The sequence below is a fragment of the Pseudomonas sp. NPDC099000 genome (assembly GCF_044759925.1).
Classification (GTDB): domain Bacteria; phylum Pseudomonadota; class Gammaproteobacteria; order Pseudomonadales; family Pseudomonadaceae; genus Aquipseudomonas.
This window is the reverse complement of the sequence record NZ_JBIWAF010000001.1, coordinates 310,277-328,025: the sequence shown is the minus strand read 5'-3', so window position 1 is coordinate 328,025 and position 17,749 is coordinate 310,277. Positions and strand designations below refer to the sequence as shown.

Sequence of the window (17,749 nt, the reverse complement as noted above, 5' to 3'; positions counted from 1 at the left end):
ACGACTGCTTCGCAGCCGAACGGGGGCAAGCCCCCTCGCCACAAAAGCCGTGTCACATCAGCGCTGATTCAAGCCTGCGCCTTGGCCTCGGCCAGTTGCTGCCACAGCGACGGGGCGCCGGCGGACTTGGCGATGGCTTCCAGGCGTGCCACGTGCCGGGCCAGGTCATCTTCACTGGCGGGGATGATTCGGGTCGGCTGGCGATCGGCCGGCAAGCGGCGGATTTCGGTGGCGGAGTTGTCCGCGCCTTCGCCGGAACCGTTGCCGTCGGACGCATTACCGGCCAGCGACAGGCTGGTCTGGCCGCCGGTCATGGTCAGGTAAACGTCGGCGAGAATCTCGGAGTCGAGCAAGGCGCCGTGGAGTTCACGGCCGGAGTTGTCGACGCCATAACGTTTGCACAACGCATCCAGGCTGTTGCGCTGACCCGGGTGACGCTCCCGGGCCATCATCAGGGTGTCGAGGATCGAGCAGTGCTGCGTGATGTCCGCACGATCATGCTGGCCCATCAGGGCGAATTCGTTGTTGATGAAGCCAACGTCGAACGCCGCGTTATGGATGATCAGCTGCGCGCCCTTGATGAATTCGAAAAACTCATCGGCCACTTCAGTGAAACGCGGTTTGCCCACGAGGAATTCATTGGTGATGCCGTGGACGCCGATAGCGCCTTCGTCACTCTCGCGATCCGGTTGCAGGTAAACGTGAAAATGCCGGCCGGTCAGGCGCCGACCGATCAACTCGACACAACCGATTTCGATAATCCGGTGGCCGTCGGTCACCGGCATGCCGGTGGTTTCGGTATCGAGTACAACGGATCTGGTGGCCATCAGTGCTCAGCTCTCAACGGGTCAATCGTGCAAAAGCGGCGATATTAACACGCTCGCGGGATCCGGCGCGCGCACTGCCAGGTGACGGGCGCTCATGCAGTTTTTAACAATGATTAGCAATGTTCATAAAGTCTGGAAGCAGATGGATTGCTAGCGTGCGCCCCTTGCTTACCAGGGGTTCGAATTCGTCATGAAGACTGTACGGTTGGTTTTATTGAGTACCTGCTTGCTGGGTTCCGGCGCCCACGCCACCAGTTTTGTTATCAGCACGGACGTCACCGTGAGCCTGACGCTGAGCTCGACCAAAGGCACCAGCGGCTCGTTCAGCGACGACAAGATCGTGCTGGCGGCCAAGGATGATGCTGCGGCGTTTGTGGCGAGCGAGGGGGGGATTCGAGGAGCGCGGATCGAGGCGGCGTTTTTGCGGATTCGTGGTGCAGTCGCCGAGGAATATTCAGATCAACAACTGGCCACCGCGATCTTGATGCTGTGACGCCCCGTAGGAGCGAAGCTTGCTCGCGAAGAACGATAACGCGGCCTCTCAGTTACACCGCGGCGCCTTCTTCGCGGGCAAGCCTCGCTCCCACAGGGATCGGTGGAATCATCAAGCCTGCTTGTAACCGCGCACTTCATCTACACCACGGTTGGCCAACTGGTCCGCCCGTTCGTTGCCGTGGTGGCCGATGTGCCCGCGCACCCATTTCCAGGTGACGTTGTGGCGGTTGACCTGCTCATCGAGCAGTTTCCACAAGTCAGCGTTTTTGACCGGCTCCTTCGCCGCCGTTTTCCAGCCGCGCTTCTTCCAGTTGTCCATCCACTCGTTGATGCCTTTCATCACGTACTGGGAGTCGGTCACCAGCAGCACATCGCAGGAACGCTTGAGTTCTTCCAGGCCGCGAATCGCGCCCATCAACTCCATGCGGTTGTTGGTGGTGTTGGCTTCGCCGCCCCACAGTTCCTTTTCAACGCCTTTGCACACCAGCAATGCGCCCCAGCCGCCAGGGCCAGGGTTGCCTTTGCAGGCGCCGTCGGTGAAGAGTTCTACGCTATCGCTCATGCCAATCTATCCAGAAAATGCGGTGGCTCGCCGATCAGTGACCGACGATGCCCGAGGCCGGGGCAAACCCGGCCGGGAAATAAGAGTGTATTACGGCTCGATGTTACGACGGTTGACCTTGGCCATAGGTAATGGAATCAGCTTGCCCATCGGTTCACGCCGTTCCTGACGGACAGGTCGCAGACCAACAACGATCTTGCGCGCCACCAATAAATAGAAGCCGCCACCTGACAGTTGCCAGTCACCGGCCTTGCGCTCCCAACCGGCCAGGCGAGCCTGCCAGGCGGGTGAAGCAAGCGGCGGACGATAGCACCCGAAGCGGCGTTTCTCCAGCGCGAAACCCAGCAGGTTGAGCCAGTCGCCGACCCGCGACGGCGAGATACAGCGCGCCTTGCGCAAGCCGTCATGGGCGAACACATGGCGCAAGCCCCAGCTGCTCCAAGGGTTGATCCCGATGATCAGCAAATGCCCGCCGGGCCGCACGCTGCTCGCGGCTTCACGCAGCAAGCCGTGGGGCGACAGGCAGAAATCCAGACCGTGCTGCATCACCACCACATCAGCGGCATGCTCGCTCAACGGCCACGCCTGCTCTTCGCAGACGATCTCGACCCCCGGCAACGGCGCCCCAAGTCGCACATTGCGCTGAACCTGGGGTGCCGACGGCGGCGTCTGGGCCGACGGGCCGTAATGCACCAGGTAGCCACCGAAGAAGCGACCCAGCTCGTCTTCGAGCATGCGCCGCTCTTCGTCCAGCAGAAATTGCCCGATGGGCCCGGACAGCCATTCACGGGCCGCGCTGATCAAATTCAGCCACTCAGGATCGGCCTGAGCGAACGCTTTATCGGTCATTGCATTCTCCAACGCGCCAGGAAGTTCTAAGATGCGCCATTGTTTTCCGCTTGGCGAATCCGACGATGATACAGATCAGTGCCCTGCCCGCCTTCACCGACAACTACATCTGGTTGTTACAAGACCACCGCACCCAGCGCTGCGCCGTAGTCGATCCGGGTGATGCCGCGCCCGTGCAAGCCTGGCTGGCGGCGCATCCGGGTTGGGTACTGAGCGATATCCTGGTCACTCATCACCATCATGATCACGTCGGTGGCGTCGAACAGCTGAAAAAAGCGACAGACGCAAAAGTCTACGGCCCGGCCAGCGAAACCATCCCGGTGCGGGACGTGGCGCTCAAGGACAACGACCGCGTCAACGTGCTGGGCTGGGACTTCGATGTTTTTGCGGTTCCCGGACACACCCTGGGACATATTGCCTATTACCACCGCGGCCTGCTGTTCTGCGGCGACACCCTCTTTGCCGCCGGTTGCGGACGCTTGTTCGAAGGCACGCCCGAGCAGATGCACACTTCACTGAGCCGCCTCGGCGCACTGCCCGAGGATACGCTGGTCTACTGCACCCATGAATACACCCTGAGCAACCTGAAATTTGCCGCAGCGGTCGAACCGGGCAATCGGGACACCGCCGCACGTCTGGAAAAAGTCACCGAGCAACGTGCAGCCGGAATCGTGACGCTGCCCTCTACTCTGGCGCTTGAAAAGCTGACCAACCCGTTTTTGCGTGTCGACGAAACATCCGTTAAACAAAAAGTGGACGAACGGAATGGAACCCAAAACCGGGCTCCGAGTGCGGTCTTTGCGGCTCTTCGGGCTTGGAAAGATAAGTTCTAAGTAGCCGCCTCGTTGGTACAAAAATTCTGAATGGTTGACCGCAGAGGGTGCGCTTTCTAGAATCGCCCGACATTTTTGCCCGGAACATACTTCCAGCCAATGTCGTCATCTATTCGTAAAGCCATCAATTCAGACGCATTGACCCGCTTGGCTCAAGCCATCGCGGTGGCTGTGTCCGCCACTCTGGCGGGCTGTTCCAGCCATGTGCCGCAGACCGAAGCGACACACACTCCGAACATCGCCGCTCGCGCCAAGCAGAAACCTATCTGGCTCAGCGAAAAGCCGACTCCGCAAATTCCACAAGATGTCTGGGAGCGCATGCGCCAGGGCTTCCAGTTGCAGGACAGCCTGGGCGTCAACCCACGCATCGAGCAACAGCGCCTGTGGTTCGCCAGCAACCCGTCCTTCCTTGAAAACGCCGGCGAACGCGGCAGCCTCTACATTCACTACATCGTCGAACGCCTTGAAGAACGCAACATGCCGCTGGAACTGGCGCTGTTGCCAGTGATTGAAAGCGCCTACAACCCGATGGCCTATTCCCGGGCCAACGCGGTGGGCCTTTGGCAATTCATTCCTTCCACCGGCCGTTACTTCAACCTGCGCCAGACCCGTTTCTATGATGGCCGTCGCGACATCACCGCCTCGACCACCGCGGCCATGGATTACCTGACCCGACTGCACGACATGTTCAACGGTGACTGGTTGCTGGCCTTGGCGGCCTACAACGCCGGTGAAGGTACGGTCAGCCGTGCCATCGAGCGCAACGAGAAACTCGGTCTGCCGACCGATTACTGGAACCTGCCGCTGCCAGCCGAAACCCAGGCCTACGTGCCGAAGCTGCTGGCCTTGTCCCAGGTCGTGCTGGCCCCCGAAGCCTACGGCGTGAACCTCAACCCGATCGCCAACGAACCGTACTTCCAGGTCGTCGAAATCAACCAGCGCATGGACCTGTCCAAGGTTGCCGCGGTGGCCAACATCGACGAAGACGAGCTGTTCCAGCTCAACCCGGCCTTCAAACAGCGCACCACCATCGACGGTCCCCAGCATTTGCTGGTGCCAACGTCCAAGGCGCAGCTGCTGACCGCCAGCCTCTCGACCATGCGACCTGAAGAGTTGATCAGCAAGAAGTCGCTCAAGCCGGTGTTCGAAGGTGCTGATGAATCCGAAATCGCCAGCCTCAAACGGGCGTACCGCGTAAAGCGCGGCGACAACCTGGCCGCCATCGCCAAGGCCAACAAGGTCGACGTCAAGGACCTGCAGCGCTGGAACAAGATGACCGGCAAGAATCTCAAGGTCGGCCAGACCCTGGTGATGCAAGACACCGCCAAACGTAGCGGCGGTCGCGTCAACACCGTTGTGGCGGCGAACAGCAAATCCAACAGCAAAGCCGACAAACAGAAGCCGCAGACCCAATACAAGGTCAAGCAAGGTGACTCGTTGTACATGGTCGCCAAGCGCTTCAACGTTGAAATGCAGCACCTCAAACGCTGGAACCCGCGTGTCGGTCAGGCGTTGAAGCCTGGGCAGATGTTGACGGTGTCTTCGCCACGCTAAAAACGAGCCCCTGATTTCAGGGGTTTTTTTTTGGCCTGCAATTTAAGGGCTACTGCACTTGTTAAGTGCTACCCAGGGGCTGTTGTGGCGAGGGGGCTTGCCCCCGTTCGACCGCGCAGCAGTCGCAAACCCTGCGAATGCGGTTGATCTGAGAAAATGTAAGGGGCCGCTTCGCGACCCAACGGGGGCAAGCCCCCTCGCCACATGTTCTGCGATGCACAGGGCTATAGCGCCAGCCGTTAACAGCGCATTAAGCCCCCATCTTTTTCCTGTCGATACAAGCTGTTACTGTACGGCCCACAAAGCCCAAGCCGCCTGGATCGGATCTCTGACTTGAAGCGTCCCCTCCTCTTCCTGATCAGCCTGGCCTTGAGCTCCCCCGCAAGCGCGACGATCAGCGAAAGCCATGGTTATGCGCAGTTCGGCACGCTCAAGTACCCGGCCAGATTTACCCACTTCGACTGGGTCAACCCGCAAGCGCCCAAGGGCGGTACCTTGCGGGTGATGGCGTTTGGCACCTTCGATACGCTCAACCCCTACACATTCAAGGGCTCAAGCCCGGTTTCTACCGCCAATTTCCTGCAATACGGCATCAACGAGCTCAACGAACCGTTGATGGTCGGCACCGGCCAGTACGCACCGTCCGGCGATGAGCCGACCTCAAGTTATGGCCTGATCGCCCAATCGGTGGAATACAGCGAAGACCGCAGCTGGGTGGTGTTCAACCTGCGCCCCGAAGCGCGGTTCCACGATGGCACGCCAATCACCGCCTATGACGTGGCGTTCTCCTACCGTTTGCTGCTCAAGGACGGTCATCCGCAATACCGCACCAGCCTTCAGGAAGTGTTGCGGGTCGACATCCTCAACCCGCAGCGCATTCGATTCGTCTTCAAGCGCGCCGGCAATCCATTGCAGATTCTACGCCTGGGCGAATTGCCGGTGCTGGCGCAGCACTACTGGAAAGGTCGCGACTTCAAGGCCACCACCTTCGAACCGCCGCTGGGCAGCGGGCCGTATCGCATCACGTCGGTAACGCCAGGACGCCAGATCATTTTCGAGCGGGTCAAGGACTACTGGGGCAAGGATCTGCCGGTCAATCGCGGCAAGTACAACGTCGACCGCATGGAAGTCGAGTTCTACCGCGACAGCGATGTGGCCTTCGAAGCCTTCAAGGCCGGCGAGTTCGACATCTACATCGAGCACCAGGCGAAGAACTGGGACAACGGTTACAACTTCCCGGCCGTGCGCCGCGGCGACGTGATCAAGGCAATGATCCCGCACCAGATCCCGACCCAGACCCAGGGCCTGTTCATGAACAGCCGGCGTCCGATCTTCTCCGAGACCAAAGTCCGTGAAGCCATGGGGCTGATGTTCGATTTCGAGTGGACCAACCGCACGCTGTTCAGCGGTGCCTACAAACGCGCCATGAGTTACTACCCCAACAGCGAATTCTCCGCCACGGGCCTGCCGGTCGGTCACGAATGGCTGTTGCTCAAGCCCTATCGCGAGCAGTTGCCCGCCAAGCTCCTCACCGAGCCGTTCAGCCTGCCAAAGACCGACGGACGCGGCATCCCTCGGGAAACCATGCGCAAGGCCCTGGCGCTGCTCGCCGAGGCCGGCTGGAAGCTCAATGGGCAACGGATCGAGAACGCCAAAGGCCAGCCGCTCAAACTCGAGATCCTGTTGGTCAACCCGAACCTTGAGCGCATCCTTCAGCCTTACGTCGAGAACCTCGCCAGCATTGGCATCGACGCGCGGCTGCGCACGGTCGATCGCGCCCAGTACAAACAACGCCTCGATCAGTTCGATTTCGACATGATCCTGATGACGCTCAACCAGACCCTCAGCCCGGGCCTGGAACAATGGCAGTATTTCCATTCCAGCCAGGTCGGGGTCAAGGGCAGTAAAAACTACGCCGGCATCGCCAACCCGGTGGTCGATCACTTCCTCGAACAATTGCTCGCCGCGCAAACCCGCGACGAACAAGTGGCCGCCGGCAAAGCCCTGGACCGGGTCTTGCTGTGGCAGCACTACATCATTCCCAACTGGTACCTCAATTATCACCGCCTGGCCTACCGCAACCGGTTCGCCTTCGTCACCACGCCGCCCTACACTCTGGGCCTCTCCGCGTGGTGGTTGAAATCTTCGGAGAAAGATCGATGAAACCCCTACGCGCCCTGCTCTTGCAGGCCAGCGGTCTGCTGTTCGCCGGGCTGGCCTGCGCCGCCCCGCAACATGCCGTGACCCTGTACAACGAGCCGCCGAAATACCCGGCCGACTTCAAGCATTTCGACTACGTGAACCCCGACGCCCCCAAGGGCGGGATCTTTCGCCAGGCCGGGTTCGGCGGCTTCGACAGCCTCAACCCATTCATCAGCAAAGGCGTACCGGCCGACGACATCGGCATGATCTACGACACCTTGGCCAAACAGGGGCTGGACGAACCGTTCACTGAATACGGCCTGGTCGCCGGCAAGATCGAGAAAGCCCCGGACAACAGCTGGGTGCGCTTCTACCTGCGTCCTGAAGCGCGCTTCCACGACGGCCATCCAATGCGCGCCGAAGACGTGGTGTTCAGCTTCCAGATGCTGACCAAGGATGGCGCCCCGCTCTATCGCGGTTACTACAGCGATGTCGAGGAAGCGGTCGCCGAAGATCCGCTCACCGTGCTGTTCAAGTTCAAGCACACCAACAACCGCGAACTGCCGCTGATCCTCGGCCAGTTGCCGGTGTTGCCCAAGCACTGGTGGGCGAGCCGCGATTTCAACAAGGGCAACCTTGAAATGCCGTTGGGCAGCGGCCCCTACAAGGTGACCGAAGTGAAGGCCGGGCGCTCGATTCGCTACGAGCGGGTCAAGGATTACTGGGGCAAAGACCTGCCGGCCAACCGTGGCTTCTACAATTTCGACGTGTTGACTACCGACTACTACCGCGACAACACCGTCGCACTGGAAGCGCTCAAGGCCGGGCAGTTCGACTATTGGGCGGAAATGTCCGCGAAGAACTGGGCCAACGCCTACAACACTCCAGCCGTCACCGAAGGCCGCCTGATCAAGGAGCAGATCCCCAACGGCAACCCCACCGGTATGCAAGGCTTTGTGTTCAACCTGCGCCGCCCGGTGTTTCAGGACGTGCGCGTGCGTCAGGCGCTGACATTGCTGCTGGACTTCGAGTGGACCAACAAGCAACTGTTCAACGGTGCCTATGTGCGCACCCGCAGCTTCTTCGAAAATTCGGAAATGGCCGCGACAGGCCTGCCCGACGCCGATCAACTGGCGATCCTCGACCCGTTCCGCGGCAAGATCCCCGAGCAGGTGTTCAGCGAAGCGTTCCAGAACCCGATGACCGACGCCAGCGGCATGATCCGCACCCAGCAGCGCAAGGCTTACCAATTGCTGCAAGAGGCTGGCTGGCGGATCGTCGACGACAAGATGGTCGACGCCAACGGCAAACCGGTGACCATCGAGTTCCTGCTGGCCCAGACCGAATTCGAACGCGTGCTGCTGCCGTTCAAGCGCAACCTCAGCGACCTGGGCATTGACCTGGTGATCCGTCGGGTCGATGTCTCGCAATACATCAACCGCGTGCGTTCACGGGACTTCGACATGATCGTCGGCAGCTTCCCGCAGTCCAACTCGCCGGGCAACGAGCAGCGCGAGTTCTGGATGTCCGCCGCGGCCGACAAACCCGGCAGCCGCAATTCCATGGGTCTGAAGGACCCGGTCGTCGATCAACTGGTCGAACAACTGATCAACGCCGATTCACGCAAAAGCCTGGTGGCCCACGCCCGGGCACTGGACCGCGTGCTGCAATGGGGCTATTACGTGATCCCCAACTGGCACATCAAGACCTGGCGCGTGGCGTACTGGAACCACATCGGTCACCCGAAAGTCTCTCCCAAGTACGACATCGGCACCACGACCTGGTGGGTCAAGCCTGACGCAACACCGGCGATAGAAGTCGAAACCAAACTGCAAGCCGACCCTGCGGGCACGGAGTAATCAGATGCTGGCGTATATTTTTCGGCGACTGCTGCTGATCATCCCGACCTTGCTCGGCATTTTGCTGATCAACTTCGTGATCATCCAGGCCGCCCCTGGCGGGCCGGTGGAGCAGATGATCGCCAAGCTCGAAGGCTTCGAAGGCGCCACCAGCCGCATTGCCGGTGGTGGTGCCGAAGTTTCGGTGGCCGGCTCGGCCTATCGCGGCGCGCAGGGCCTGGACCCGATGCTGGTCAAGGAAATCGAACACATGTACGGCTTCGACAAATCGGCGCCGGAACGCTTGTGGATCATGATCAAGAACTACGCCACCCTGGATTTCGGCGACAGCTTCTTTCGCGATGCCAAGGTCATCGACCTGATCAAGGAAAAGATGCCGGTGTCGATCTCGCTCGGGTTGTGGAGCACGCTGATCATGTACCTGGTGTCGATCCCGCTGGGGATCGCCAAGGCGACGCGACACGGCAGCCACTTCGACGTCTGGACCAGTTCGCTGATCATCGTCGGCTACGCGATCCCGGCGTTCCTGTTCGCCATCCTGCTGATCGTGGTGTTTGCCGGTGGCAGCTACCTGGACTGGTTCCCGCTCAGGGGACTGACTTCGAACAACTTTGATGAGCTGAGCACTGGCGGCAAGATCCTCGATTACTTCTGGCACTTGGCATTGCCGGTGACCGCGCTGGTGATCGGCAACTTCGCGACCATGACCCTGCTGACCAAAAACAGCTTCCTCGACGAAATCAACAAACAGTACGTGGTCACCGCCAAGGCCAAGGGCCTGACCAATCACCGCGTGCTCTACGGCCATGTGTTCCGCAATGCGATGCTGCTGGTGATCGCCGGCTTCCCGTCGGCGTTTATCGGGATCTTCTTCACCGGCTCGCTGCTGGTGGAAGTGATCTTCTCCCTGGACGGTCTCGGCTTGATGAGTTTCGAAGCGGCGATCAACCGCGATTACCCGGTGGTGTTCGGCACGCTGTTTATCTTCACGTTGCTGGGGCTGGTGGTGAAACTGATTGGCGACCTGACCTACACCTTTGTCGATCCGCGCATCGACTTCGAAAGCCGGGAGCATTGAGATGAACCTGTCCCCGCTCAATCGCCGACGTTTCGAACTGTTCAAGGCCAACAAGCGTGGCTGGTGGTCGCTGTGGCTGTTTTTGGTGCTGTTCGGCCTGAGTCTTGGCGCGGAGCTGATTGCCAACGACAAACCGCTGGTGGTGCATTACGACAATGGCTGGTACTTCCCGGCGCTCAAGCGCTACCCGGAAACCGCGTTCGGCGGCGAATTCCCGCTGGAGGCCAACTACAAGAGCCCGTACATCCGCGAATTGCTCAAGGCCAAGGACGCCTGGGTGCTGTGGGCGCCGATTCCCTACAGCTACCAAAGCATCAACTACGACCTGAAAGTCCCGGCGCCGGCGCCACCTTCAGCCGACAACCTGCTCGGCACCGACGATCAGGGCCGCGATGTGTTGGCGCGGGTGATTTACGGCTTCCGCATTTCGGTGCTGTTTGCGCTGACCCTGACCATCCTCAGCTCGATCATCGGCGTGATTGCCGGGGCCTTGCAGGGTTTCTATGGGGGCTGGGTGGATCTGGCCGGGCAGCGATTCCTGGAGATCTGGTCCGGGCTGCCGGTTCTGTATTTGCTGATCATCCTGGCCAGTTTCGTGCAGCCGAATTTCTGGTGGCTGCTGGGAATCATGTTGCTGTTTTCGTGGATGAGCCTGGTGGACGTGGTGCGCGCCGAGTTCCTGCGTGGGCGTAACCTGGAATACGTGCGTGCCGCGCGGGCGCTGGGGATGCAGAATGGCGCGATCATGTTCCGCCACATTCTGCCCAACGCCATGGTCTCGACCATGACGTTCATGCCGTTCATCCTGACCGGCGCCATCGGCACCCTGACCGCGCTCGACTTCCTGGGCTTCGGTTTGCCGCCGGGCGCGCCGTCCCTGGGTGAGCTGGTGGCCCAGGGCAAATCCAACCTGCAAGCGCCGTGGCTGGGCATGAGCGCGTTTGCGGTGCTGGCGTTGATGTTGAGTTTGCTGGTGTTCATCGGCGAGTCCGCTCGCGATGCCTTCGACCCGAGGAAGTGAAATGAATCAGGACAATCTGATCGAAGTGCGCGACCTGGCCGTCGAATTCGTCGTCGGCGATCACTGCCAGCGGGTGGTGGAAGGCGTCAGCTTCGACATCAAGCGCGGCGAAACCCTGGCCCTGGTCGGCGAAAGCGGTTCCGGCAAATCGGTGACCGCGCACTCGATCCTGCGACTGCTGCCCTACCCGCTCGCCCGGCATCCCTCCGGCACCATCGAGTACTCCGGGCAAGACCTGCTGAGCCTGAAAGAGAAAACCATCCGCCATATCCGCGGCAACCGGATCGCGATGATCTTCCAGGAGCCGATGACCTCGCTCAATCCGCTGCACTCGATCGAGAAGCAGATCAACGAGGTGCTGGGCATCCACAAGGGCCTGGTCGGCAAAGTGGCGACCAAGCGCACGCTGGAGTTGCTGGAGATGGTCGGCATTCCTGAGCCGCACAAGCGCCTCAAGGCCTTGCCCCACGAGCTGTCCGGCGGCCAGCGTCAGCGGGTGATGATCGCCATGGCCCTGGCCAACGAGCCCGAGCTACTGATTGCCGACGAGCCAACCACCGCGCTGGACGTGACCGTTCAGCTGAAAATCCTCGAATTGCTCAAGGAATTGCAGGCCCGTCTGGGCATGGCGTTGCTACTGATCAGTCACGATTTGAACCTTGTGCGAAGAATTGCGCATCGCGTATGTGTCATGCAGCGCGGTTGCATCGTCGAACAGGCATCGTGCGAAGAGTTGTTCCGCGCGCCGCAGCATCCGTACACTCGGGAACTGCTGGCAGCGGAGCCCAGCGGCAAGCCTGCGACCAACGTGATTGGCCCGCCGCTGCTGCAGGTTGAGGACTTGAAAGTCTGGTTCCCGATCAAAAAAGGCTTTCTGAAAAAGACCGTCGATCACATCAAAGCGGTGGACGGGATCAATTTCAGCCTGCCCCAGGGCCAGACCCTGGGGATTGTGGGAGAAAGCGGTTCGGGCAAGTCGACATTGGGTTTGGCGATTTTGCGGCTGATCGGCAGCAAAGGCGCCATCCAGTTTGAAGGCAAGCAGCTAGACTGCCTGACGCAGGGCGAGGTTCGACCGTTGCGCCGGGAGATGCAGGTGGTGTTTCAGGACCCCTTCGGCAGCCTGAGCCCACGGATGTGCGTGAGCCAGATCGTTGGCGAAGGCCTGCGGATCCACAAGATGGGCACCGAGGCGGAACAGGAACAAGCGATTATTGCGGCATTGAAGGAGGTAGGCCTGGACCCGGAAACCCGGAACCGCTACCCCCACGAATTTTCCGGTGGGCAGCGGCAGAGAATCGCCATTGCCCGGGCATTAGTGCTAAAACCGGCGTTGATTTTGCTGGACGAGCCGACGTCGGCCCTCGACCGCACCGTGCAACGCCAAGTGGTGGAGCTGCTGCGTTCACTGCAAACCAAGTACAACCTGACGTATCTGTTTATCAGCCATGACCTGGCTGTCGTCAAGGCGCTGAGCCACCAGCTGATGGTGGTCAAGCAAGGCCAAGTGGTCGAACAGGGAGACGCGCAAAGTATCTTTGCCGCCCCCCAACATCCGTATACACAGCAGTTGCTGGAAGCCGCTTTTTTGGCACCGGCCACTGCGCAATAACCTGAAAGAGAGGAGCAACACATGGGTTTTCTCGCCGGTAAGCGCGTACTGATCGTCGGTGTCGCCAGCAAGCTGTCCATCGCATCCGGCATCGCTGCCGCCATGCATCGCGAGGGCGCTGAGCTTGCCTTCACTTATCAGAACGACAAACTCAAGGGTCGTGTCGAAGAGTTCGCACAAAGCTGGGGTTCCAACCCTGACCTGTGCTTCCCGTGCGACGTGGCCAGCGATGAAGAAATCGCCAAGGTTTTCGTTGAGCTGGGCAAGAAGTGGGACGGCCTGGATTGCATCGTGCACTCCGTCGGCTTCGCCCCGGGCGACCAACTGGACGGCGACTTCACCGAAGCCACCACCCGTGAAGGTTTCCGCATTGCTCACGACATCAGCGCCTACAGCTTCGTGGCCCTGGCCAAGGCTGGCCGCGAAATGATGAAAGGCCGCAACGGCAGCCTGCTGACCCTGTCGTACCTGGGCGCCGAGCGCACCATGCCGAACTACAACGTAATGGGCATGGCCAAGGCTTCGCTGGAAGCCGGCGTGCGTTACCTGGCCGGCTCCCTGGGCCCGGACGGCACCCGCGTCAACTGCGTATCGGCCGGCCCGATCCGCACCCTCGCCGCTTCCGGCATCAAGAACTTCCGTAAAATGCTGGCCGCCAACGAAGCGCAAACCCCGCTGCGTCGCAACGTCACCATCGACGAAGTCGGCAACGCCGGCGCCTTCCTGTGCTCGGACCTGGCGTCCGGCATCAGCGGCGAAATCATGTATGTAGACGGTGGCTTCAACACCACTGCGATGGGTAGCCTGGAAGAGTGATCTTCTGCTAACCAATAAAAAACCCGCCGGTTCTGGCGGGTTTTTTTATGCCTGAAATTCCAAGCCTGATGCAAATCCCCCTGTAGGAGCGAGCCTGCTCGCGAAGGCGGACTGACATGCAACATAAATGTCGACTGATAGAACGCTATCGCGAGCAGGCTCGCTCCTACAGGGGTCTGTGGTTAGGCTTCCATTTGGGTGAGGCACCGGGCAAACAGCTGCTGGATCGGCTGTGTGCGCTGGCTGTAGCGTTGCAGCAGCACGATTTCGCGGTAGAACGTCAGCTCGCCCAGCGGGATGATCCTGACCTTCGCCCCATGCTCAAGCCATAACCCGGCCTCGGGCAGCAGTGAAACGCCGAACCCGCATTCGACCATCTTCACGATGGCTTCCAGCTCATCCAGCTCCATCGCCACGTGCACATCAATCTGCTGTTCACGCAAAAATCGCGTTATCAGGCGTCCACCGAATGAGTTGCGGTCGTAACGCACGTGCGGGTGGCTCGCGAGGATCTGCAACGGGTCATTGCCCTCAAGGTCCATCGGCACGATCAACACAAACGGTTCCCGGCGAATCACCTGCGCCGACAGTTCCTTGGGCAGTTCGAATGGCGGCTTGATCAATATCGCCAGATCCACCTCACCGGTATCGACCAGACTCAACAAACTCATCGACACGCCCGGCACCAGTTTCGGCTCCAGCAGCGGTGCCTGCTCCCTCAACCGCAAAAATGCCTGGGGCAACAACCCGGTCTGGACCGTGGCCACCGCGCCGATTTTCAACTCGCCACGGTACTCGCTGACATCCTCACTGACGGCCATCCGGCTAAACGTGTCGAGGATCTCCTGCGCCATCGGCAACGCCCGTTGCCCCGCGGCATTGAGAATCGCCTGACGCCCGGTGCGATCAAACAGGCGGATACCCAGCGCCTGTTCCAGATTGCGCATCTGTGCGCTGACCGCCGACTGCGTCAGGCCGATGTGCATCCCGGCGGCCGCGAACGTGCCGTAGCGCGTCACGGCGATGAAGGTTTTCAGTTCGCGCAACATAAGCGTTCTCGATTGATCGAAATAATTTGAGCTCGACGCAAAAACTATCGTCTTTCAATCAAAAATCATAGCGCTAAACTCAGCTTCAACTCCTGAGAACGCGAGGCGAACCCAATGCAACTCTGCCCTTTTCACTTGGCCGTACCGGTTTACGATCTGGCGGCTGCCCGGCGCTTTTACGGTGACATATTCGGTTTGGAAGAAGGCCGCTCGAGTGACCATTGGGTCGACTTCAACTTTTTCGGTCATCAACTGGTGATTCACCTGGCACCGAAAAACGCTTCTCAGGAAGCGGCGCACACCAATGCCGTGGACGGTCATAACGTACCGGTGCCGCATTTCGGTGTGGTATTGGGGATGGCGGAATGGGAGGCGCTGGCCGAGCGTTTGAAAGGCCTTGGAATACGCTTCGTGATCGAGCCGGGCATCCGCTTTCAGGGACTGGTGGGTGAACAAGCCACGATGTTTCTGTTCGACCCGTGCGGCAACGCTTTGGAGTTCAAGGCGTTTAAAAACATCAGCCAGTTGTTCGCCAAATGAACCGCCCGACCCTCGACGCGACCACCCTCAGTGAAGCGGTGGTCAATGGCGATACGACCGCTGCCGCCATCGCCGAATCCTTTCTTGAGTGCATTCAGGCGCGGGAGTCGGATATCCAGGCGTTCGTCTCGTTCGACGAGCAGCAGGTACGCGCCGATGCTGCGCAGAACGCCGGGCGTGGCCTGCTGGCCGGCGTCCCCGTAGGCATCAAGGACATCTTCGACACCGCCGCCTACCCCACGCAATTCTTCTCGCCCATCTACACCGACCATCAACCGTCCCGGGATGCCCACGTCGTGACGCTGCTGCGTCAGGCCGGCGCGCTGATCATGGGCAAGACCCACACCACCGAATTTGCCTACATGCACACCGGCCCGACCCGAAATCCTCACGACCTCGCTCGCACGCCGGGCAGTTCCAGCGCGGGTTCGGCGGCCGGAATGGCGGCGGGTTTCTTCGCTGTGGCGCTGGGCACCCAGACGGCTGGATCGTTGCTCAAGCCGGCATCCTACTGCGGCCTCTTCGCCTACAAACCGTCCCTGGGACTGGTGTCGCTGGAAGGTGTAAAGCCGTTGGCGCCGAGCTTCGACACCGTGGGCTGGTATGGACGATCGGTGCGTGATCTGCACCTCGTGGCACGCGTGTTGATTCCCGGTTTTGTAGTGCCGGACGTCGACCGGCGGCCGCTGCGGCTGGGTTTCTGCCGCACCTCACGCTGGGATCAAGTGGACCCGGAGGTGGCCTGCGCTCTGGAGCAGGCCGCGGATCAGTTGCGCAGCGCCGGCCATTATGTAAGCGAACTGGAGCTGCCCGATGAGTTTGCCGGCGTGTTCGACGACCATCAGTTGATCAACGATTGCGAAGGTGCCCGCTCGCTGGCCAAGGAATTTCAACGCCACCGTGCTCAATTGAGCCCTTCGACACTGGCCATGTTCGAGCGAGCGGCGGCGACAACCTGGGAGCAGGAATCCGCTGCCAAGGCGCGCCTGGCGACGCTTGCGCCCCGTTTGAATGAGCTTTGCCAACCGTTCGACGCCATGCTCGGCGCCTCTTGCGGGATGGTCGCGCCGATGGGCCTGGAAAGCACTGGACCGTCGGACTTCATCAAGTTCTGGGGGGCGTTTGGCTGGCCGCAGGTGAACATCCCGCTGGTGCGCGCCCAACCCATGTTGCCGGTCGGGCTACAGATAATCGGGAAGTTCAGGGACGATCGCCGGCTGTTGAGAACGGCCGCCTATGTTGCTGCAGCGTTGCAAGGCGCCGCTCAACAATGATCCGTGTCGTGCATCGCCTTATCGGCCAGGGCCAATACGTCTTCTGTTATCTGGCTTAGCCGAGCGTCGAACTCGACCTGGCCAATGCTGAAGTGAATGGCAAAACTGCGATTCGCCGTGGCATTGCGCTCGGCGAGTATTTCTTCGAGCCGGGCCTTGATCGCCGACAGCTCGACAACGCTTGCCCCCGTCAACAAGGCGACAAACTCATCGTTGCCCAATCGACCAATCACATCGCTTTCGCGAAAGGCGATACGCAGCACGTCAGCAAACGTTTTCAGGGCGTTATCGCCCTCGGCACGACCGTACAGATAGTTGATTCGCTTGAAATTATCGAGGTCGAAAAACAGCAACGTCCCTGGCAGTCCCAGCTGCTGGCAGGCGTCCATCCCCTGTTGGGCCAGCGCTGTAAATCCGTGACGGTTAGGCAGCAGCGTCAACTCGTCCATGCTCGCCATCTGCACGCCCATCAGTTCTTGCTCGGCCTTGCGGGCCAGGTCACGCAGCAGCTCACGCTCCTGCAGTGGCGAACGTAACGGGTCTGTACAAGCACCGCGCTTGACCGGTTTGCCTGGGATCAGCATGACTCACTCCATTGGCGGATATGTACTTTAGAGTCGTGCATACCCGCTTTGACTCCCTGTTAACGGACCGTCGGTCAACTGCCCTGCACCGGACACGGGCCTCCGGCCTCCGCCCAGAGCTTGAATTGAGTGACGAAAATGTCGTGCGGCACCGGCACTGGCGCCCTTCCCTCACCCGGATTCCAGCCCCAGAGCACCAGTTTGTCTTCACTCACGTGCTTGATCAGCGCCGCGAAATCGCGGTCGCCATTACTGGAGCGATCCTTGATCATCGCGCATAACTTGTCGGCCGGCAGTCCGATCCAGGCCATCTTGTGCGCCGCTGGCGGCAGGCTCCAGTGCGGCGCCCCTGGTGGTGTATTTGGCCCGTAACTGGCGGGCGGGTTGGCCTCGGCATGACAGGTCGCGCAGGGCAACCCCGCTGCGCCCTTGCCGTCCATCCCGCGCACCACGCTCATGGCGTGGGGGATCCCAGCGTCGAACTGCAACGGTGAATCGCCCGGGATATGACAGTTCTGGCAACGCGGGCTTTGAAAGACCTTCTGCACCGTATCAAACGCCTTGATGGCTTCATTATCGTCAGCAAACAGGTCCTCGGCGTAGCCGACCAGGCCGATCAACACCACCGCACCCAAAATCAGATGTCGTTTCATG

At 60.4% G+C, this 17,749-nt stretch carries 17 protein-coding genes; 11 read left to right on the top strand and 6 right to left on the bottom strand.

What is annotated here, in order from left to right; genetic code table 11:
- Positions 1–68: 68 nt before the first annotated feature.
- Positions 69–827, bottom strand: coding sequence for a DNA polymerase III subunit epsilon (dnaQ, locus tag ACIQV9_RS01640; protein WP_403097283.1), 759 nt, complete (start codon positions 825–827; stop codon positions 69–71).
- A 190-nt stretch (positions 828–1,017) separates the two neighbouring features.
- Here dnaQ and ACIQV9_RS01635 point away from each other — a divergent pair, with 190 nt between their 5' ends.
- Positions 1,018–1,320: a DUF2388 domain-containing protein gene (locus tag ACIQV9_RS01635; RefSeq protein ID WP_403097280.1), complete on the top strand. Its 303-nt coding sequence runs from the start codon at positions 1,018–1,020 to the stop codon at positions 1,318–1,320.
- 111 nt (positions 1,321–1,431) lie between these two features.
- On the opposite strand, the gene rnhA is transcribed toward ACIQV9_RS01635, so the two are convergent.
- Both rnhA and ACIQV9_RS01625 read right to left on the bottom strand, forming a co-directional pair.
- Complete coding sequence (gene rnhA, locus ACIQV9_RS01630) at positions 1,432–1,884, bottom strand: ribonuclease HI (RefSeq protein ID WP_008028618.1); 453 nt, start codon at positions 1,882–1,884, stop codon at positions 1,432–1,434.
- Positions 1,885–1,974: 90 nt separating this feature from the next.
- The gene (locus ACIQV9_RS01625; RefSeq protein WP_010459795.1) at positions 1,975–2,733 is read right to left on the bottom strand and encodes a class I SAM-dependent methyltransferase; all 759 of its coding nucleotides are present in this window, start codon (positions 2,731–2,733) and stop codon (positions 1,975–1,977) included.
- Positions 2,734–2,798: 65 nt separating this feature from the next.
- Here ACIQV9_RS01625 and gloB point away from each other — a divergent pair, with 65 nt between their 5' ends.
- The 8 genes from gloB (at position 2,799) to fabI (ending at position 13,648) form a co-directional block, all read left to right on the top strand.
- Positions 2,799–3,566, top strand: coding sequence for a hydroxyacylglutathione hydrolase (gene gloB / locus ACIQV9_RS01620; RefSeq protein WP_403097274.1), 768 nt, complete (start codon positions 2,799–2,801; stop codon positions 3,564–3,566).
- Between the two features lie 99 nt (positions 3,567–3,665).
- The gene (locus ACIQV9_RS01615) at positions 3,666–5,120 is read left to right on the top strand and encodes a transglycosylase SLT domain-containing protein (RefSeq protein ID WP_403097272.1); all 1,455 of its coding nucleotides are present in this window, start codon (positions 3,666–3,668) and stop codon (positions 5,118–5,120) included.
- Positions 5,121–5,453: 333 nt separating this feature from the next.
- The gene (locus ACIQV9_RS01610; protein ID WP_403097269.1) at positions 5,454–7,283 is read left to right on the top strand and encodes an extracellular solute-binding protein; all 1,830 of its coding nucleotides are present in this window, start codon (positions 5,454–5,456) and stop codon (positions 7,281–7,283) included.
- On the top strand, positions 7,280–9,121 hold the full coding sequence (locus tag ACIQV9_RS01605) for an extracellular solute-binding protein (RefSeq protein ID WP_403097267.1): 1,842 nt from the start codon (positions 7,280–7,282) through the stop codon (positions 9,119–9,121). Before ACIQV9_RS01610 ends, ACIQV9_RS01605 begins: the two co-directional genes overlap by 4 nt.
- A gap of 4 nt (positions 9,122–9,125) precedes the next feature.
- The gene (locus ACIQV9_RS01600; protein WP_010459785.1) at positions 9,126–10,199 is read left to right on the top strand and encodes a microcin C ABC transporter permease YejB; all 1,074 of its coding nucleotides are present in this window, start codon (positions 9,126–9,128) and stop codon (positions 10,197–10,199) included.
- A gap of 1 nt (position 10,200) precedes the next feature.
- On the top strand, positions 10,201–11,220 hold the full coding sequence (locus tag ACIQV9_RS01595) for an ABC transporter permease (RefSeq protein WP_010459784.1): 1,020 nt from the start codon (positions 10,201–10,203) through the stop codon (positions 11,218–11,220).
- Position 11,221: 1 nt separating this feature from the next.
- Positions 11,222–12,832, top strand: a complete 1,611-nt coding sequence (locus tag ACIQV9_RS01590) for an ABC transporter ATP-binding protein (RefSeq protein WP_403097263.1) — start codon at positions 11,222–11,224, stop codon at positions 12,830–12,832.
- 21 nt (positions 12,833–12,853) lie between these two features.
- Complete coding sequence (gene fabI / locus ACIQV9_RS01585) at positions 12,854–13,648, top strand: enoyl-ACP reductase FabI (RefSeq protein ID WP_008152082.1); 795 nt, start codon at positions 12,854–12,856, stop codon at positions 13,646–13,648.
- A 182-nt stretch (positions 13,649–13,830) separates the two neighbouring features.
- Here the strand turns inward: fabI and ACIQV9_RS01580 are convergent, their stop codons facing one another.
- Complete coding sequence (locus ACIQV9_RS01580) at positions 13,831–14,697, bottom strand: LysR family transcriptional regulator (RefSeq protein WP_403097259.1); 867 nt, start codon at positions 14,695–14,697, stop codon at positions 13,831–13,833.
- Between the two features lie 114 nt (positions 14,698–14,811).
- Here ACIQV9_RS01580 and ACIQV9_RS01575 point away from each other — a divergent pair, with 114 nt between their 5' ends.
- Entirely contained in the window at positions 14,812–15,237 is a 426-nt protein-coding gene (locus tag ACIQV9_RS01575; RefSeq protein ID WP_403097257.1) for a VOC family protein, read from the top strand.
- The gene (locus ACIQV9_RS01570) at positions 15,234–16,511 is read left to right on the top strand and encodes an amidase (RefSeq protein ID WP_403097255.1); all 1,278 of its coding nucleotides are present in this window, start codon (positions 15,234–15,236) and stop codon (positions 16,509–16,511) included. The genes ACIQV9_RS01575 and ACIQV9_RS01570 overlap by 4 nt, the downstream gene beginning before the upstream one ends.
- Here the strand turns inward: ACIQV9_RS01570 and ACIQV9_RS01565 are convergent.
- Together ACIQV9_RS01565 and ACIQV9_RS01560 are read right to left on the bottom strand one after the other, a co-directional pair.
- Positions 16,502–17,095, bottom strand: a complete 594-nt coding sequence (locus ACIQV9_RS01565; RefSeq protein WP_403097253.1) for a GGDEF domain-containing protein — start codon at positions 17,093–17,095, stop codon at positions 16,502–16,504. The two genes, ACIQV9_RS01570 and ACIQV9_RS01565, sit on opposite strands and share 10 nt — an antisense overlap.
- 74 nt (positions 17,096–17,169) lie before the next feature.
- Positions 17,170–17,748 carry a hypothetical protein gene (locus ACIQV9_RS01560; protein ID WP_403097250.1) on the bottom strand — a complete coding sequence of 193 codons (579 nt, stop codon included), beginning with the start codon at positions 17,746–17,748 and terminating at the stop codon, positions 17,170–17,172.
- Position 17,749 lies beyond the last annotated feature (1 nt).

Excerpts from the sequence above, each read along its gene's own strand:
- dnaQ (WP_403097283.1), bottom strand. The coding sequence starts at position 827 with ATGGCCACCAGATCCGTTGTACTCGATACCGAAACCACCGGCATGCCG.
- ACIQV9_RS01635 (WP_403097280.1), top strand. The coding sequence starts at position 1,018 with ATGAAGACTGTACGGTTGGTTTTATTGAGTACCTGCTTGCTGGGTTCC.
- rnhA (WP_008028618.1), bottom strand. The coding sequence starts at position 1,884 with ATGAGCGATAGCGTAGAACTCTTCACCGACGGCGCCTGCAAAGGCAAC.
- ACIQV9_RS01625 (WP_010459795.1), bottom strand. The coding sequence starts at position 2,733 with ATGACCGATAAAGCGTTCGCTCAGGCCGATCCTGAGTGGCTGAATTTG.
- gloB (WP_403097274.1), top strand. The coding sequence starts at position 2,799 with ATGATACAGATCAGTGCCCTGCCCGCCTTCACCGACAACTACATCTGG.
- ACIQV9_RS01615 (WP_403097272.1), top strand. The coding sequence starts at position 3,666 with ATGTCGTCATCTATTCGTAAAGCCATCAATTCAGACGCATTGACCCGC.
- ACIQV9_RS01605 (WP_403097267.1), top strand. The coding sequence starts at position 7,280 with ATGAAACCCCTACGCGCCCTGCTCTTGCAGGCCAGCGGTCTGCTGTTC.
- ACIQV9_RS01600 (WP_010459785.1), top strand. The coding sequence starts at position 9,126 with ATGCTGGCGTATATTTTTCGGCGACTGCTGCTGATCATCCCGACCTTG.
- ACIQV9_RS01595 (WP_010459784.1), top strand. The coding sequence starts at position 10,201 with ATGAACCTGTCCCCGCTCAATCGCCGACGTTTCGAACTGTTCAAGGCC.
- ACIQV9_RS01590 (WP_403097263.1), top strand. The coding sequence starts at position 11,222 with ATGAATCAGGACAATCTGATCGAAGTGCGCGACCTGGCCGTCGAATTC.
- fabI (WP_008152082.1), top strand. The coding sequence starts at position 12,854 with ATGGGTTTTCTCGCCGGTAAGCGCGTACTGATCGTCGGTGTCGCCAGC.
- ACIQV9_RS01580 (WP_403097259.1), bottom strand. The coding sequence starts at position 14,697 with ATGTTGCGCGAACTGAAAACCTTCATCGCCGTGACGCGCTACGGCACG.
- ACIQV9_RS01575 (WP_403097257.1), top strand. The coding sequence starts at position 14,812 with ATGCAACTCTGCCCTTTTCACTTGGCCGTACCGGTTTACGATCTGGCG.
- ACIQV9_RS01570 (WP_403097255.1), top strand. The coding sequence starts at position 15,234 with ATGAACCGCCCGACCCTCGACGCGACCACCCTCAGTGAAGCGGTGGTC.
- ACIQV9_RS01565 (WP_403097253.1), bottom strand. The coding sequence starts at position 17,095 with ATGCTGATCCCAGGCAAACCGGTCAAGCGCGGTGCTTGTACAGACCCG.
- ACIQV9_RS01560 (WP_403097250.1), bottom strand. The coding sequence starts at position 17,748 with ATGAAACGACATCTGATTTTGGGTGCGGTGGTGTTGATCGGCCTGGTC.